This window comes from Nocardioidaceae bacterium SCSIO 66511 (assembly GCA_023100825.1).
Taxonomy (GTDB): Bacteria; Actinomycetota; Actinomycetes; order Propionibacteriales; family Nocardioidaceae; genus Solicola.
Map to the genome: position 1 here is coordinate 1,534,455 of CP095846.1, position 16,956 is coordinate 1,551,410.

10 protein-coding genes are annotated in these 16,956 nt (G+C 67.7%); 9 read left to right on the top strand and 1 reads right to left on the bottom strand.

The genetic code is table 11. The features are described from left to right. Nucleotides 1-51: 51 nt before the first annotated feature. The 6 genes from MU582_07245 (at nt 52) to MU582_07270 (ending at nt 9,442) form a co-directional block, all read left to right on the top strand. A complete protein-coding gene (locus MU582_07245; protein ID UPK76421.1) occupies nt 52-1,803 on the top strand; it encodes a pyruvate dehydrogenase in 1,752 nt (583 codons plus the stop codon). A 120-nt stretch (nt 1,804-1,923) separates the two neighbouring features. Then, nucleotides 1,924-2,517, top strand: coding sequence for an ATP-dependent Clp protease proteolytic subunit (locus MU582_07250; protein UPK77129.1), 594 nt, complete (start codon nt 1,924-1,926; stop codon nt 2,515-2,517). 86 nt (nt 2,518-2,603) lie between these two features. After that, nucleotides 2,604-3,206, top strand: coding sequence for an ATP-dependent Clp protease proteolytic subunit (locus MU582_07255; GenBank protein UPK77130.1), 603 nt, complete (start codon nt 2,604-2,606; stop codon nt 3,204-3,206). Between the two features lie 157 nt (nt 3,207-3,363). Continuing rightward, the gene (gene clpX, locus MU582_07260; protein UPK76422.1) at nt 3,364-4,641 is read left to right on the top strand and encodes an ATP-dependent Clp protease ATP-binding subunit ClpX; all 1,278 of its coding nucleotides are present in this window, start codon (nt 3,364-3,366) and stop codon (nt 4,639-4,641) included. A gap of 36 nt (nt 4,642-4,677) precedes the next feature. Next, nucleotides 4,678-5,817, top strand: a complete 1,140-nt coding sequence (locus tag MU582_07265; protein UPK76423.1) for a saccharopine dehydrogenase NADP-binding domain-containing protein — start codon at nt 4,678-4,680, stop codon at nt 5,815-5,817. A 658-nt stretch (nt 5,818-6,475) separates the two neighbouring features. Then, nucleotides 6,476-9,442, top strand: a complete 2,967-nt coding sequence (locus tag MU582_07270; GenBank protein ID UPK76424.1) for a S8 family serine peptidase — start codon at nt 6,476-6,478, stop codon at nt 9,440-9,442. A gap of 103 nt (nt 9,443-9,545) precedes the next feature. Here MU582_07270 and valS read toward each other — a convergent pair whose 3' ends face one another. Then, the gene (gene valS, locus MU582_07275) at nt 9,546-12,116 is read right to left on the bottom strand and encodes a valine--tRNA ligase (protein ID UPK76425.1); all 2,571 of its coding nucleotides are present in this window, start codon (nt 12,114-12,116) and stop codon (nt 9,546-9,548) included. Between the two features lie 150 nt (nt 12,117-12,266). Between valS and MU582_07280 the strand changes: the two genes are divergently transcribed. From MU582_07280 to MU582_07290, 3 genes are read left to right on the top strand one after another with little or no spacing between them, the layout of a single operon-like run. Beyond that, nucleotides 12,267-15,197 (top strand): AAA family ATPase, encoded by a 2,931-nt coding sequence (locus MU582_07280; GenBank protein UPK76426.1) that lies wholly within the window; start codon nt 12,267-12,269, stop codon nt 15,195-15,197. 59 nt (nt 15,198-15,256) lie between these two features. Beyond that, nucleotides 15,257-16,570 carry a bifunctional folylpolyglutamate synthase/dihydrofolate synthase gene (locus tag MU582_07285; protein ID UPK76427.1) on the top strand — a complete coding sequence of 438 codons (1,314 nt, stop codon included), beginning with the start codon at nt 15,257-15,259 and terminating at the stop codon, nt 16,568-16,570. Further along, nucleotides 16,570-16,896 carry a DUF4233 domain-containing protein gene (locus MU582_07290; protein UPK76428.1) on the top strand — a complete coding sequence of 109 codons (327 nt, stop codon included), beginning with the start codon at nt 16,570-16,572 and terminating at the stop codon, nt 16,894-16,896. Before MU582_07285 ends, MU582_07290 begins: the two co-directional genes overlap by 1 nt. Nucleotides 16,897-16,956: the final 60 nt, after the last annotated feature.

Consider the following 16,956-nt stretch of genomic DNA (forward strand, 5'->3'; position numbering starts at 1 on the left):
CGCTGAGTCGTCGATCGGTTTGAAGTCGGCAATGATGGCAGACTCGTGATCATGGCAAAGACGGTCGCAGAGCAACTGGTCCAGCAACTACAAGACGCCGGCGTCCGCAGGATCTACGGAATCGTCGGCGACAGCCTGAACCCGGTCGTCGACGCGGTACGACGTACCGGCGGATCGGCCAAGGGGGGCGTCGACTGGGTGCACACCCGCCACGAGGAGGCAGCGGCGTTCGCGGCCGCCGCGGAGGCACAGGTCACCGGTCGGCTCGCCGTCTGCGCGGGCTCGTGCGGGCCCGGCAACCTGCATCTGATCAACGGCCTGTACGACGCGCACCGCTCCGGAGCGCCGGTGCTGGCGATCGCCTCGCACATCCCGAGCGCCCAGATCGGCATGGGCTACTTCCAAGAGACCCATCCCGAGCGGTTGTTCTTCGAGTGCTCGCACTACACCGAGCTGATCGGCCGGGCCGAGCAGGCGCCGCGGATCACCCAGGCCGCGATGCAGCATGCCATCACCCGTCGCGGCGTAGCGGTTGCCGTACTGCCCGGCGACGTCGCACAGCTCGCCCCGAGCAGTGACGCACCGGCGCTGACCGTTCCGCGTACCCCGTCGCTCGCGCCGCACCCGGACGACGTCGCCGACCTGGCCGCGGCGATCAACCGCGCCTCATCGGTCGCGATCTTCGCGGGTGCGGGCGTGGAAGGTGCCCATGACGAGGTGGTCGAGCTCGCCGGCAAGATCGGCGCACCGATCGGCCACTCGCTTCGGGGCAAGGAGTGGATCCAGTACGACAACCCGTACGACGTCGGCATGACCGGGCTGCTCGGGTACGGCGCGGCGCATGCGGGTATGCATGGCGCCGACCTGCTGCTCCTGCTGGGCACCGACTTCCCGTACGACCAGTTCCTCCCGCACGACGTCGCAACCGCACAGGTCGACCGCGCGCCCGAGCATCTCGGCCGGCGTACGAGCCTCGACCTGGCAGTGCACGCCGATGTGCTCCCGACGGTGCAGGCGCTACTGGCGCAGGTCGAGGAGAAGCCGAAACGCGGGTTCCTCGACAAGATGCTGCGCAAGCACGACGACCTGATGCACAAGGTCGTCGGTGCGTACACCAGAGACGTCGAGGAGAAGACGCCGATCCACCCCGAGTACGCGGCGTCGATCCTCGACCAGGTCGCCGCCGACGACGCGGTGTTCACCGCTGACACGGGCATGTGCAACGTGTGGTCGGCGCGCTACCTCAACCCCAATGGCAAACGACGGTTCCTCAGCTCTGCCCTGCACGGGTCGATGGCCAACGCGTTGCCGCATGCGATCGGCGCCGCGATGGCGCTGCCCGGACGCCAGGTGGTGTCGGTCTCCGGTGACGGCGGTCTGTCCATGCTGCTCGGCGAGCTGGTGACGCTTGCGATGTACGACCTGCCGGTCAAGGTCGTGTTGTTCAACAACTCGACGCTCGGGATGGTAAAGCTCGAGATGCTCGTCGACGGCCTGCCCGACTACGGGGTCGACGTACCCGAAACCGACTACGCGGCGGTCGCCGAGGCCCTCGGCATCTGGTCGCGGCGGGTCGTACAACCGACCGATATCGAGCCGGCGCTCACCGAGGCGTTCGCACACGAGGGGCCGGCGCTCGTCGATCTCGTCACGAACCCGCATGCGCTTTCGATCCCGCCGACGATCAAGGGCGAGCAGATCACGGGGTTCGCGCTGGCGGTGTCGAAGATGGTCATGAACGGCGGTGTCGGCGAGGCCGTTGCGATGGCGCGTACGAACATCCGCAACATCCCGCGCCCGTAAACGGGTGCCGCGCGTGCGCCCTGAGCGAACAACCCCCGGTCCCGCGTGGTTCCGTCCGTCCCCTTCGCTAGGGTCAACCGTGTGAACACGACGCAGAACGAATCGCAAGCGAGCCCCAGCATGGCAGGCGAGGCGGCGAACCAGCTCGGACTCGACGACCACATCTATCAGCGCCTGCTCAAGGAGCGCATCGTCTTCCTCGGCGCCGAGGTACGCGACCAGAACGCCAACGCGATCTGCGCGCAGATGCTGCTGCTCAACGCAGAGGATCCGAAGGGCGATATCCGGCTCTACATCAACTCGCCCGGCGGCTCCGTCGACTCCGGCATGGCGATCTACGACACCATGCAGTTCATCTCCAACGATGTCGTCACCGTCGGCATGGGCCTGGCTGCCTCGATGGGCCAGTTCCTGCTCGCGGCCGGCACCAAGGGCAAGCGGTACGCGCTCCCGCACGCGCGGATCATGATGCACCAGCCGTCGGGCGGCCTGGGCGGCTCGGCCTCCGACATCAAGATCCAGGCGGAGCAGAGCCTGTTGCTCAAGCAGCAGCTGAACCAGCTGCAGTCGGTCCACACCGGCCAGTCCGTCGAGCAGATCGAGCTCGACTCCGACCGTGACCGGTGGTTCACCGCCGAGCAGGCGCGCGACTACGGCTTCATCGATCACGTCGTGCAGCGCGAGGGCGACGTGGCCGGCAGGAGCGACTCATGACCGCCACGGACCTCCGAGCACTCACGGCTTCTACCTCAGGACCAGCGATGAACGATATTCCGCTGCACCAGCAGACCGCTCCGAACATGAACTACTACATCCCACAGTGGGAGGAGCGTACGTCGTACGGCTTCCGCCGGATCGACCCGTACGCGAAGCTGTTCGAGGATCGCATCGTCTTCCTCGGCACTCCCATCAGCGACGAGGTCTCCAACGCCGTCATGGCGCAGCTGCTGTGCCTGCAGTCGATGGACCCCGACCGCGACATCCAGATCTACATCAACTCTCCGGGCGGCTCCTTCACGGCGCTGACGGCGATCTACGACACGATGCGCTACCTGAAGCCCGACATCCAGACGGTGTGCCTCGGGCAGGCGGCGTCGGCGGCGGCGATCCTGCTCGCGGCCGGCACGCCCGGCAAGCGGATGGCGCTGCCGAACAGCCGGATCCTGATCCATCAGCCCTACACCGAGGGCACGTACGGCCAGAGCTCCGATCTGGAGATCCAGGCCAACGAGATCATCCGGATGCGCGAGCTGCTGGAGCAGATGATCGCCGACAACTCCGGTAAGCCGGTCGAGGAGGTCAGCCGCGACGTCGAGCGCGACAAGATCCTCACCGCGGAGCAGGCGGTCGAGTACGGCCTCGTCGACCAGGTGCTCGGCACCTTGAAGACGCCCGAGGTCTGATCTCACGGCGTTGCTGTCCGCGGCGTTCGTAACGCTCACGTACGCTGCGGGCAACACGCCCCAGAAACCTGACGTGTGACCCGGCAACGGGTAACGTCGAGCCAAGAAGGTCCGCGCGCTTCTCGTGCGCGGGAATCGATCGGAAGGACCAGGCGACGTGGCACGCATCGGTGACGGCGGAGACCTGCTGAAGTGCTCGTTCTGTGGCAAGAGCCAGAAGCAGGTCAAGAAGCTGATCGCCGGGCCAGGCGTCTATATCTGCGACGAGTGCATCGACCTCTGCAACGAGATCATCGAGGAAGAGCTCTCGGAGGGCGCGGAGGTCGGCCTCGAGGAGCTGCCCAAGCCGCGCGAGATCTATGAGTTCCTGAACGGCTATGTGATCGGCCAGGACGCCGCGAAGAAGTCGCTGTCGGTGGCCGTCTACAACCACTACAAGCGCGTACAGGCAGGCGTCGCCGCAGGTCGGCACACCCGCGACGAGGGTGTCGAGCTGCAGAAGTCGAACATCTTGCTGATCGGCCCGACGGGCTGCGGTAAGACCTACCTCGCGCAGACGCTCGCCCGGATGCTCAACGTGCCCTTCGCGATCGCCGATGCGACCGCGCTGACCGAGGCCGGCTATGTCGGCGAGGACGTCGAGAACATCCTGCTCAAGCTCATCCAGGCCGCCGACTACGACGTCAAGAAGGCCGAGAAGGGCATCATCTACATCGACGAGGTCGACAAGATCGCCCGCAAGAGCGAGAACCCGTCGATCACCCGCGACGTCTCCGGAGAGGGCGTGCAGCAGGCCCTGCTCAAGATCCTGGAGGGTACGACCGCGTCGGTGCCGCCTCAGGGCGGACGCAAGCATCCGCATCAGGAGTTCATCCAGATCGACACGACGAACGTGCTGTTCATCGTGGGCGGCGCGTTCGCCGGCCTCGAGCAGCTGATCGAGGCGCGCAGCGGCAAGATGTCGCTCGGCTTCAACGTCGACGTCAAGGAGCTCGTCAAGAGCGAGCCGGAGAAGATCTTCTCGCAGGTGATGCCCGAGGACCTCCTCAAGTTCGGCCTGATCCCCGAGTTCATCGGGCGGCTGCCGGTCATCGCGACCGTCGACCAGCTCGACCGTGAGGCACTCGTGGAGATCATCACCAAACCACGCAACGCGCTGACCAAGCAGTACAGCAAGCTGTTCGAGATCGACAACGTCGAGCTGGAGTTCACCGACGACGCCGTCGAGGCGATGGCCGACCTCGCATTGTTGCGAGGCACCGGCGCTCGCGGGCTACGGGCGATCATCGAAGAAGTGCTGCTCAACGTCATGTACGAAGTGCCGAGTCGCGACGACGTCGCGAAGGTCGTCGTGACCCGCGAGACCGTCGAAGACAACGTCAACCCGACGCTCGTACCCCACGAGACCGACGAGCGGCGCGAGAAGGCCTCCTGACTCCGTACCGTCGCCGCCCGATGAGGAGACAGAGCTGTGTCTTATGACGTCACGCTATTGGGTGCGACGGGTTTCGCCGGGAGGCTGACGGCGAAGTACCTCGCCGAACACCTGCCCGAGGGCGCGACCTGGGCGATCGCGGGGCGAAACACCGCAGCGCTCGAGGACCTCCAGGACCAGCTCGCCACGGCCGGCACCGCGCCGGAGGTCGTACGCGTCGACATCGATGACGCCGCAACGTTGCGCGCTGCCGCCGAGCAGACGACGGTGCTCGCTACCACGGTCGGCCCGTACATCGAGTACGGCGAGCCGGTCGTGGCCGCCTGTGCGCAGGCGGGCACGGCGTACTGCGATCTGACGGGAGAGCCGGAGTTCGTCGACCGGATGTGGCTGCGCTACGACGCGCTCGCGAGGCGCACCGGTGCGCGCATCGTGCATGCCTGTGGCTACGACTCCGTCCCGCACGACCTCGGGGTGTTCTACACGGTCTCGCAGCTTCCCGATGACGTGCCGATCACCGTGCGCGGCTATGTCACCGCATCGGCCGGGTTCTCGGGCGGCACCTACCACTCGGCGATCCACGGCATCTCGCGCGTACGCCAGGCCGATGCTGTCGGTAAGCAGCGCCGCGAACGCGAAGCGCGCCCGGCAGACCGGCGCGTACGCGCGCTGCCGTCGCGACCCGAACGCGGCCCAGGCGGCCACGGCTGGGCGCTGCCGATGCCCACGATCGACCCGGCGATGGTGCGTCGGTCCGCTCGCAACCTCGACCGGTACGGCCCGGACTTCCGGTACGGCCAGTACGCGCTGTTCAAGCGACTCGCGATGGCCGCGGGCACGACCGCCGGACTCGGCGGGGTGCTCGCCGCCGCGCAGCTTCCGCCGCTGCGTAACGCGTTGCTGCGACTCAAGCAGCCCGGTGACGGCCCGAGCGAGCAGCAACGGGCTCGGTCGTGGTTCCGGATCCAGTTCGTTGCCGAGGCCGACGGCGAGACCATCGAGACGCAGGTCTCGGGCGGCGACCCGGGCTATGACGAGACCGCACGCATCCTCGGCGAGTCGGCGCTGTGTCTTGCCTTCGACGGTCTTCCCGACCGCGGCGGCCAGCTGACCACCGCGGTCGCGATGGGCGAGCACCTGCTGCAGCGTCTCGACTTCGCCGAAACCCTCGGCTGACGGAGCGATTGCCGCTCCTCGAAGCTTTCGGCGTCGCCGCTTCTCGCCACGCGACTACCTGCCTGCCGGATTCCGCTCGCTGTCGGCTTTCCGGCATCCTTCGACGACATCCCGCCGCTTCACCTCTCGCCGCTGTCGGCTCTCCCTGCTCCTTCGGCTGGGTGAAGGACGCGGCGACGCGGGAGACGCAGCTACGGGGCTGAGTTGGTTGCCGGCTTTCCCGAGTCGGTTGGCTTTTGCGGGGTCGGTCGGTGGTGGTTTACCAAGTAGACATGGTGAAGCACCACTTCCTCCGCGCTTTGCACGGCAACCTGTCACTGTGCACGGCGCGTACGCCATGCACAGTGACACGTTGCCATGCCCGTTGGTACGCACGCGGCCACCGAGACTGATGTGACGCCAAGGTCCAACCTTGCCCCGATCCCATATCAAGGTGGCGGGAAAGCCGCCAAGCAACCGAATCGCAGTGGCGGGCCGTCGTACCGACAAGCGCGTCAGGTACGTACGTGGCGAGCCTAGGACTGCGTGGCACCCGACGCATGTATATTGCCGTGGGGCGCATCCGATGGACGGGGCACGTCAACCACGGATGCGACGGGGTAGTGACCGTTTCGCATGCCGGCAACCGTCCGGCCTGACGCCGAAGAGGGGCACCAACGTGTCATTTGGCCGCGCCGGTTCTCGTACGACCCGACCCGCCATCGCCGTCGCTTCAGCGGCGGTTCTGATCGCAGGTCTTGCGGCCTCAGCGCCGTTGACCGCATCCGCATCCGCCCCCGACTTCGAAGAGGTCCAGGGATTCCACGATGGCAAGTACGTCGTGATCATGGCGGGGGAGCCCGCAGCGGCGTACTCCGGCGGCAAAGACGCGTTCGCGCGCACCGCACCACGGGGCCAGCAGACGTACGACTCCTCGACCCGGGCCGCCGAGCGCTACACGGCGCACCTGCGCGATCGCCAGGAGGCCGCCGCGGAGTCCGTCGACGCCGAGACGTTCTACCACTACACGACCGCCCTCAACGGCTTCGCAGCAAAGCTGAGCGCCGACCAGGCCGCCGGTCTGTCGCATCGCTCGGACGTCCTCGCGGTCGTCGAGGACGAGATGCGCGAGCTCGACACCTGGCATACCCCCGAGATGCTGAACCTGACCGGGTCGGCGGGCGTATGGCGCCGGCTCGGCGGGCCGAGCCCGAAAGACGGAGCCGGTAAGGGCACCGTGATCGGCATCGTCGACAGCGGTGTCGACTCCGACAGCGCTTCGTTCGCCGCCACCGGCGGCAAGGTGCCGGCGAAGTGGAACGGCGTCTGCACCGAGAGCGAGGACGACGATCCCGCCGCCGACTTCGAATGCAACGACAAGCTCATCGGGGGCCGCTTCTTCCACGAGGGCTACGGCGAGGTGTACGACGGCGAGTTCCTCTCCCCGGAAGACTTCGGCGGTCACGGCAGCCACACGGCTTCGACGTCTGCGGGCAACAGCGGCGTCGAGGCGAGCACCGGCGGCATCGACTTCGGCGAGATCTCGGGCATGGCGCCCGCGGCGAAAGTCGCGTCGTACAAGGTGTGCTGGGAAGAGGAGGCCGCTGACGCGGGCGGCTGCTCGGGCAGCGACTCCGTGGCCGCGATCGACTCCGCGGTCAAGGACGGCGTCGACGCCATCAACTACTCGATCTCGGGCGCATTGGACAACCCGATCGACCCGGTCGAGCTCGCCTTCATGTACGCCGCGGACGCCGGTGTCTTCGTCGCCACCTCTGCCGGTAACAGCGGTCCCGACATCTCGACCGTCGCGCATCCGAGCCCATGGGTCACGACCGTGGCGAATGCCACGCACTACCTGTACGAGGGCACCCTCGAGCTCGACAACGGCAACAAGTACGTCGGAGCGTCGGTGAGCACCCAAGACGTACCCGAGGCTCCGCTGGTCACCTCCGTTGCCGCCAAGGCGTCCGACGCGAGCGACGAGGACGCCGCGTTGTGCCTGCCCGACACGCTGGATCCCGCTGCCGTCGACGGCAACATCGTGATCTGCGACCGTGGCGACAACGCGCGCGTGGAGAAGAGCCAGGTCGTCGCCGATGCAGGCGGCGTCGGCGCGGTCATCACGAACGTGCCCGGTGGCGCCGACGACACGGTCGCCGATATGCACAGCATCCCGACCGTTCACCTGCGGGCGGAGTTCCGCGACGACGTGTATTCCGACGCAGATCGTGACGGTGCCGCGGCAGCGATCCACGCTCGGACCAACAAGGGCACGACCACGACACCGCCGCCCGCGATCAACAGCGGGTCCAGCCGTGGTCCGTCGCTGGCGGCCGACGGCGACCTGCTCAAGCCCGATATCGCCGCGCCGGGCACAGACGTGCTCGCCGCCGTCGCGCCCGAACGCAACAACGACGAAGACTTCGCGCTCTACACCGGCACCTCGATGTCGTCGCCGCACATTGCCGGCCTCGGGCTGCTGTTCAAGCAGAAGCATCCGGATTGGTCGCCGATGCAGATCAAGTCCGCGATGATGACGACCGCGCAGAACCTCAACGGCGACCACAGCCCGTTCAGCCAGGGCGCCGGGTTCGTGACGCCGCGTCGCTTCTTCGACCCGGGTCTGGTCTTCGACAGCGACTTCGACGACTGGACCGCGTACCTCGCCGGCCAGGGCGTCACGTACGCCGATGGCACGCCGATCTCTGACACCAAACGAAAGGCGTCCAACACCAACACGCCGTCGATCGCGGTCAACAACTTCGCCGGGCGAGAGTCGGTGACCCGAACCGTCACCAACGTCGACAACACCGCGTCGACGTACCGCGTGAGCACTCGTGGGCTGAAGGGCGTCAAGGTGACGGCATCGCCCGCGTCGTTCACGATCGCACCGGGTGCGACGCAGCGCGTACGCTTGACGTTCGAGCGTACGAAGGCCGCGATGCGTTCGTACGTCAGCGGCAACGTCGTGTTCGAAGACGGATCTCACCGGGTGCGCATCCCAGCCGTGGCGAAGCCAACGCCCCTGCAGGCGCCGGAGTCGGTCAAGGTCGCGAAGTCCAAGCAGATCAGCACTGTCGCCGGCGTACGCGCAACTCTGGCGCCGCGCGTACGCGGTCTGGCGCCCGCTCGCGACACCGCCGCCGAGGCGGAGAACACCGAGCGCGGTGACTTCGACCCGAACGACTCGCGCAACTACCTGCAGCGGGTGAAGGCCACGCAGAAGACGAAGGCACTTCGGCTCGAGCTGGTCGCGGATTACCCGGCCGACGACCTCGATCTGTACGTGTTCGACCCGGAGGGCAACTTCGTCGCGCAGTCAGCGACCGGCGGCTCGGAGGAGGCGGTGACGGTCGAAAAGCCCGTCGCCGGTAAGTACTACGTCTTCGTCCAAGCCTGGTCGACGCACGGCAACGAGGCGAAGACCTCCTTCAAGGTTCGTTCGTACACCGTGGGCTCGAAGGCGAACGGCACGTTGTCGGTCAAACCCAAGAAGCAGAAGGTCGCCATCGCCAAGTCGAGCAACTGGCGGCTGAAGACGGCCAAGTTGAAGAAGGGCACTTCCTACTTCGGTCTGATCGACTGGCAGAAGGCGGGCGGCAAGAAGGTTCTCGCCAAGACGTACGTCTCCGCCAAACGCTGACACGCGAGAAGTCCTCCACTGACCCGTGAGTTCTGCACGTCGGAACTCACGGGTCAGCGCGACAGTTCTCGCGTGTCAGCGAGGGACTTCTCGCGTGTCAGCGTTACTCGGCGAGGGTGGCTTCGACGGTCAGCGTCTCGGCTGAGTCGTCCTCTTCGGTGCTGAGCGTTCCGGTGACCCGGCCGGCCGAGCGGACGTCGTCGAGCGTGCGGCTGAGCAGCTCGAGGCGCTCCTTCGAGCCGCGTACGACCACCGCGGTGACCTCGGTCTTCATGCCGACCTTCGCACTCGACTTGGCACCGCGTAGGCCCGCCAGCACCTCGCCGGCGGCGGCCAGCGCGTCGGGATTGTGCGGCACGACTGCGATGTCGTCCTCGGGGTGCGGCCAACGGGCGCGGTGGATCGAGCCCTCCTGCCACCAGGCCCACACCTCTTCGGTGACGTACGGGAGGAATGGCGCGAGCAGACGCAGCTGCACCGACAGCGCGATCGCCAACGCCGCCTTGGCCGAGGCGGTCTCCGCCTCGTCGCCGCGGCCGTACGCGCGCTCCTTGACCAGCTCGAGGTAGTCGTCGCAGAAGGTCCAGAAGAACTTCTCCGCCGCCTCGAGCGCCGAGGTGTAGTCGTACGTCTCGAACGCCTCCGTCGCCTCCTCGACGACCTGTCGGAGCCGTCGCAGCATCGCCAGGTCGATCGGCTGGACCACCCGGCGCGGATCGGCGTCGTCGACGGTCGCGCCGATGCCGAACTTGTCGGTGGCGAGTACGAATCGGCTCGCGTTCAGGACCTTCATCGCCAGCCGTCGGCCGACCTTCATCTGCCGCTCGTCGAACGGTGAGTCGGCACCCGGCCGCGCCATCGCGGCACGCCAGCGCACGGCGTCGGCACCGAACTTCTCGAGGATCTCGGTGGGTACGACGACGTTGCCCTTGGACTTGCTCATCTTCTTGCGGTCGGGATCGACGACGAACCCGGAGATGGCGGCGTACGCCCACGGCGCCGTGTCGTGCTCGAGGTGGGAGCGGACGACCGTCGAGAACAGCCAGGTACGGATGATGTCGTGCGCCTGTGGGCGAAGATCCATCGGGTACGTACGCGCGAACAGGTCTTCGTCGTGCACCCAGCCGCATGCGATCTGCGGTGTCAGCGAGGACGTCGCCCAGGTGTCGAAGATGTCGGGGTCGGCGACGAAGCCGTTCGGCTCGCCGCGTTGTGACTCGTCGAAGCCGTTCGGGGCCTGCGATGCGGGGTCGACCGGGAGCTCGGACTCCGCGGGCACGATCGGGTTGTCGTAGTCGATCTCGCCGGAGCTATCGAGCCGGTACCAGACCGGGATCGCGACACCGTAGAACCGCTGCCGGGAGACGAGCCAGTCGCTGTTCAGCCCGTCGATCCAGTTCGTGTAGCGGTGCTTCATGTACTCGGGCACCCAGCCGATGTCCGAGCCCCGCGCCACGAGCTGGCCACGCAGCTCGGGGTCGCGACCGCCGTTGCGGATGTACCACTGGCGGGTCGAGACGATCTCGAGCGGCTTCTCGCCACGCTCGTAGAAGTTCGCCATCCGCTCGGTGGCCTTCGGCTCGCCGTCGAGGTCACCGCTCTCCCGCAGCGCCGCGACCATCGCCTCGCGCGCCGAGAAGACGGTTTTACCGGCGAGCTCGGCGTACCGCTTGCGGCCCTCCTCGGTCTCGATCCAGTCCGGGGAGTCTCGCAGCAGGCGGCCGTCGCGGCCGATGATCGTACGGTTCGGGAGGTCGAGCTCGCGCCACCATTGGACGTCGGTGAGATCACCGAACGTGCAGCACATGGCGATGCCTGCTCCCTTGTCCATCTCGGCCGCCGGATGCGCCACCACCGGCACCTCGACGTCGAAGATCGGCGAGCGGACGGTGGTACCGAACAGGTCTCGGTAACGGTCGTCCTCGGGGTGTGCGATCAGTGCGACGCAGGCCGCGACGAGCTCGGGGCGCGTCGTCTCCACGTACACGGGTCCGTCTGCGCCGTGGTACGCGATGCGATGGAACGCGCCCGGGTACTGACGAGCCTCGACCTCGGCCTGTGCAACGGCCGTCTGGAAGGTGACGTCCCAGAGCGTCGGTGCGTCCTGCTGGTACGCCTCGCCCCGGTCGAGGTTGCGCAAGAACGCACGCTGTGAGGTCGCGCGTGCCGTGTCGCCGATGGTCGTGTACGTCTGCGACCAGTCGACGGACAGGCCGAGCGTGCGCCAGAGGTCCTCGAAGATCTTCTCGTCCTCGATCACCAGACGGTTGCACAGCTCGATGAAGTTGCGTCGGCTGATCGGCACCTGACGCTTCGGGTCGGGCTTCTCCGGCGGCGTGAAGTCGGCGTCGTACGGTAGCGAGGGGTCGCAGCGCACGCCGAAGTAGTTCTGCACGCGACGCTCGGTGGGCAGGCCGTTGTCGTCCCAGCCCATCGGGTAGAACACCTCTCGACCGCGCATCCGCTGGAAGCGGGCGATCGTGTCGGTGTGGGTGTAGGAGAACACGTGCCCGACATGCAGCGATCCCGATACCGTCGGCGGCGGGGTGTCGATCGAGTAGATCTCGGCACGCTGTTTGCTGCGATCGAACGCATACGTGCCCTGCTCGGCCCAGGTCTTGGACCACTTGGTCTCGAGACCTTCGAGCGCGGGCTTGTCGGGAACATACGTCATAGCCCACCATCCTATGGTTTGGCGCATCGCGCGCGCAGTCCGGTTCTTCGTACGCCGCGGACCCGGCACGAAGACCGCCTGGCAGCTGCGAGTGTTCGCCCGCGGCGATAAGAGAGTGTCATTGTCGGCGGAACCCGCAATGATGGGGGCGTGACCGATACTTCCGTGGGGGTACGCCCGCTCGTCGGCCGAGATGCCGAGCTCGCCCGGCTCACGGCACTCACCGGCATCTCCGGCGACGAAGCGAGCGGTGGGTCGGTGCTGCTGTCCGGCGATGCAGGTGTCGGCAAGAGCCGTCTGCTCGGCGAGCTGGTCCGACTCGCCGGCGCCGCCGATCGGCGAGTCCTCCTCGGCCACTGCCTCGACTTCGGCGACAGCGCGCTTCCGTACCTCCCGTTCACCGAGGTCTTCGGCGCGCTCGCCGCATCCGAGCCCGATGTCGCCGCCGAGCTGGCCGATGCTCTCCCGGCGGTTCGCCGGCTGCTGCCGCATCAGCGGGTGATGTCCGGCGAACAGGAGGACGTCGCGCGGCTCGATCGCAGCGAGCTGTTCGAGGCGGTGTATCGCAGCCTCGACCGGCTTGCAGCGCAGCGACCGCTGCTCCTGGTGCTCGAAGACGTGCACTGGGCAGACTCGTCGACGCGTGAGCTGTTGACGTACCTGTTCACACGCCGGTTCAGCGCACCTGTTGCGATCGTGGCGTCGTACCGCAGTGACGACCTGCACCGTCGCCATCCGTTACGCAAGCTGGTGGCCGAGTGGTCGCGGCTCGCGGGCGTCACCCGGGTCAATCTCTCGGGCCTCGACGATGCCGACGTACGTTCGCTCATCGCCACGTTGCACCCGGCACCGATGACCGAGGCCGACGCCAACGCGATCATCTCCCGGGCCGAGGGCAACGCGTTCTTCACCGAAGAGCTCGTCGGCGCCGCCGAGCTCGGTCGCGGCAGATTGCCCGACGATCTCGCGGATCTGATGTTGATCCGCCTCGATCGGCTCGACGACGATGCGCGCTTCGCCGTACGCGCCGCCGCGGCTGCGGGCCGCCGCGTCACCTACGCGCTGCTCTCGCGGGTCGTGTATCTCGATGTCGCACAGCTCGACCTCGCGCTCCGCCAGGCCGTCGAGCAGAACATCCTCGTGCAGGCCGGCGACGGTTATGCGTTCCGGCACGCACTTCTCGGCGAGGCCGTCTACGAAGACCTGCTCCCCGGCGAGCGCGTACGCATGCACGCGGGGTACGCCGAGGCGTTGCGCAGCCGTGAGGTGGGCGGCACGGCGGCCGACCTCGCCCGCCACGCACTTGCGGCGCACGATCTAGACACGGCGCTGAGCGCGAGCATCGAGGCGGGCGATGACGCGATGTCGGTCGGCGGGCCGGAGGAGGCGGCGCGGCACTACGAGGCGGCACTCGAGCTGCTCGCCCAGGTCGACGAGGCGGCCTCGGGCGTCGATCCCGTCGACCTGACCGTCAAGGCCGGCGACGCCGTCACGGCGGCGGGCAGTCCGCACCGCGCCGTCGGGGTCGTCCGGGAGCAGCTGCTCCAGCGTGACGAGTCACTTGCCGACACCGAGCGCGTACGCCTGCTCGTCGCGCTCGTCCGGGCGGCGTTCGTCAGCGAGTCCGACGTCGACGCCTTGCCCCTGACGACGGAGGCATTGTCCCTGGTGTCGGCGGAACCCACACCGACCCGTGCGGAGGTGCTGAGCGTGCACGCGCTCGCCAACACCGAACGCCAGCGAGACGACGAGGCGGTCCGGTGGGCCGAAGAGGCGATCCAGCTGGGCAACGACCTCGGGTTGCCCCAGATCGTGGCCGAGGCGCGTACGACGATCGGGCGGCTCGACGCCCGCACCGGTGACCCCGAGAGCTCCAAACGCACGCTGCGCAGCGTCATCGAGCATGCCCGTGAGACCGACGACCTGGCCGGCGAGATGAAGGGCCTGCATCAGCTGGGCGCCGTCCAGCACGAGGCCGGCGAGTTCGACGACGCGATCGCCAGTTATCTCGCCGCGTACGAGAAGGCGCGTCAGGCCGGACGCCCCTGGGCACCATACGGGTTCGACGGCCGGGTGTTGGCGGCGCTCACGGCGTACTTCGCAGGTGACTGGGACGGTGTCGCCGAGCTGACCGATGTCAGCGGCGAGTCACCGCCGCCGATCGCCGAGGCCAACCTCGCCGCGCTCGACATGCTTGTTGCGGCGGGCCGCGGCCAGGCCAAGGCGATCCAGCTGTCCCCGATGCTGCGACCATGGTGGGTCCGCGACGGGATGGTTGCCGTCCAAGGCGGCGGTGCCGAGATCGATCTGCAGGGCGACAGCGGTGAGATCGATGCGATGCTGCAGACCTACGACGACATCGTCGCGGCGGTCGAGAGGCTGCAGTGGGCTTGGTTCCCGGCCAGGATCCGCCTCGGCGCGCTGGTCCTCGGGCAGCTCGCGAACCACGCTGCGCAGTCGTCCGAGTCCGAGCGCCGATCGCTCGTCGAGCGCGCCGACGGGTTCGTTGCCGCTGCCGACGGGGTGGTGCGGGAGTCGGAGCAGAGACGTCGGCCGATGGGTCCGGAGGGCATCGCGTGGCACCGGCGAATCAACGCTGAGGCACTGCGTCTGCGTTGGCGGCTCGGCGTCGACGCCCCCGACGAGGCCGAGCTCGTATCGGCCTGGGAGGACACCGTCGCCGCGTTCGAGCGGCTCGGCCACGCGTTCGAGCTCGCCCGTTCGCGCACGCGGTTCGCATCGGTGCTCAACGCCTTCGGCAGACGTTCGGACGCCCGAGAGCACGCCGACCGAGCGCGCGCGGTCGCGACGGAGCTCCGCGCGAAGCCGCTGCTCGAAGAGCTCGGCACCGCCGGTCCCGCTCCGAGGCGCACCGCGGCGACCGACGCTTCGCTGACCCCGCGTGAGGAGGAGATTCTCGCGCTCGTGGCCCTCGGCCGGAGCAACGGCGAGATCGGGCGCCAGCTCTACATCAGCGCGAAGACAGTCAGCGTGCACGTCTCCAACATCCTCGCGAAGCTCGGTGCGGGCAGCCGTACCGAAGCGGCAGCGCTCGCGCGGAGCAAGGGCCTACTGAGCTGACGTCGGGCCAGCGGGCACATGCGGCGGACGGCCGCGCGGCGCCTGCGATACTTACCGCGATGAGACCCACGTACGCCGAGGTCGAGCATGCCTTGCTCGGCCGGTGGCCAGAGACCAAGCTCGAGCCATCGCTGACCCGGATCAAAGCGCTGTGCGATCTGCTCGGTGATCCGCAGAACTCGTATCCGATCGTTTCCCTGACCGGCACCAACGGCAAGACGTCGACGAGCCGGATGATCGACAACCTGCTGCGCGCGCTCGACCTTCGTACCGGTCGCTTCACCAGCCCGCATCTGGAGTCGATGCGCGAGCGGATCTGCATCGACGGCGAACCCCTCAGCGAGGAGCTGTTCGTCGACGCGTTCGCCGACGTCGCCGCGTACGCGCAGGTCGTCGATGACTCATCGGAGCATCCGCTGTCGTTCTTCGAGCTGATCGTGGCAATGGCGTACGCCGCGTTCGCGGACGCACCGGTCGAGGCGGGCATCGTCGAGGTGGGTATGGGCGGCACCTGGGACGCCACCAACGTCGCCGATGCACAGGTTGCCGTCGTGACGCCGATCGACGTCGACCACAGCAGGTACCTCGGCGGCACTCCGGAGGAGATCGCCGTCGAGAAGGCCGGCATCATCAAGGCGCGCTCGCATGCCGTGCTCGCGAACCAGTCGGCCGGAGTCGCCGATGTGCTGCTCGAGCGGGTGGCATCGGTCGGAGCCACCGTCGTACGCGAAGGCATCGACTTCGGTGTGTCCGATCGCAACATCGCCGTCGGCGGTCAGCTGTTGACGATCGCGGGCACGGCTCGCTCGTACGACGAGATCTTCCTGCCCTTGCACGGCGCGTTCCAGGCGCAGAACGCCGCCTGCGCGATCGCGGCGGTCGAGGGTTTCGTCGGCGGTAAGGAGCTCGACGAGGACCTCGTACGCGAGGCGTTCGCATCGTTGACGTCGCCTGGGCGGCTGGAGGTCTTGCGCCGCAGCCCAACGGTGCTGCTCGACTCGGCGCACAACCCGCACGGAGTCCGGGCGACGGTCGAGGCGGTGCAGGAGGCGTTCGCGCTGAGCCCGTTGGTCGGCGTTGTCGGTGTGATGGCCGACAAGGAGGTCGACGACATCCTCGACGAACTCGAACCGGCACTTGCCCAGATCGTGTGTACGCAGAACACCACCGACCGGGCGATGCCGGCTGCCGAGCTCGCGGACATCGCCGAGGGGATCTTCGGCGTCGACCGCGTGCACCTTGCGCCGCGTCTCGACGACGCGATCGAGCGGGCCATCGAGCTCGCGGAGTTCGGCGGGGTGCTGATCACCGGGTCAGTCGTGACCGCCGGTCAGGCGCGGATTCTGCTCGGCGGCAGTGAGGACGATCGCTGATGCGCGGTATGTGTGCGGCGATGCTGTTCTTCGAGGCGATCGTTCTCGGCCTCGCGACGCCGGTGATGATCGCGGTCGAGGACGTCGACACGACGGTGGCCCTGGTCACCGGTCTCGGTCTGGCGCTCGCGGCGCTGGTGGTCTCCGGCCTGCTCCGCTGGCCGTGGGCGTACAACCTCGGGCACGCATTGCAGATCGCGGCGATCGCACTCGGGATCCTGGTGCCGATCATGTTCTTCATCGGTGCGATGTTCGCGGCGTTGTGGCTCGGGGCGTTCCTGCTCGGCCGCAAGATCGAGGCGGACAAGGCCGCGCGCTCGACCTAACCCCTCCCCGCTGGCCCGCACGTTTCGGCCCCGAAATCGCCGGATTTGGGGCAGGAACGT

Coding starts and splice junctions, on each gene's coding strand:
- MU582_07245 (UPK76421.1), top strand. CDS start 52: ATGGCAAAGACGGTCGCAGAGCAACTGGTCCAGCAACTACAAGACGCC.
- MU582_07250 (UPK77129.1), top strand. CDS start 1,924: ATGGCAGGCGAGGCGGCGAACCAGCTCGGACTCGACGACCACATCTAT.
- valS (UPK76425.1), bottom strand. CDS start 12,116: ATGACGTATGTTCCCGACAAGCCCGCGCTCGAAGGTCTCGAGACCAAG.
- MU582_07290 (UPK76428.1), top strand. CDS start 16,570: ATGCGCGGTATGTGTGCGGCGATGCTGTTCTTCGAGGCGATCGTTCTC.
- MU582_07285 (UPK76427.1), top strand. CDS start 15,257: ATGAGACCCACGTACGCCGAGGTCGAGCATGCCTTGCTCGGCCGGTGG.
- MU582_07255 (UPK77130.1), top strand. CDS start 2,604: ATGAACTACTACATCCCACAGTGGGAGGAGCGTACGTCGTACGGCTTC.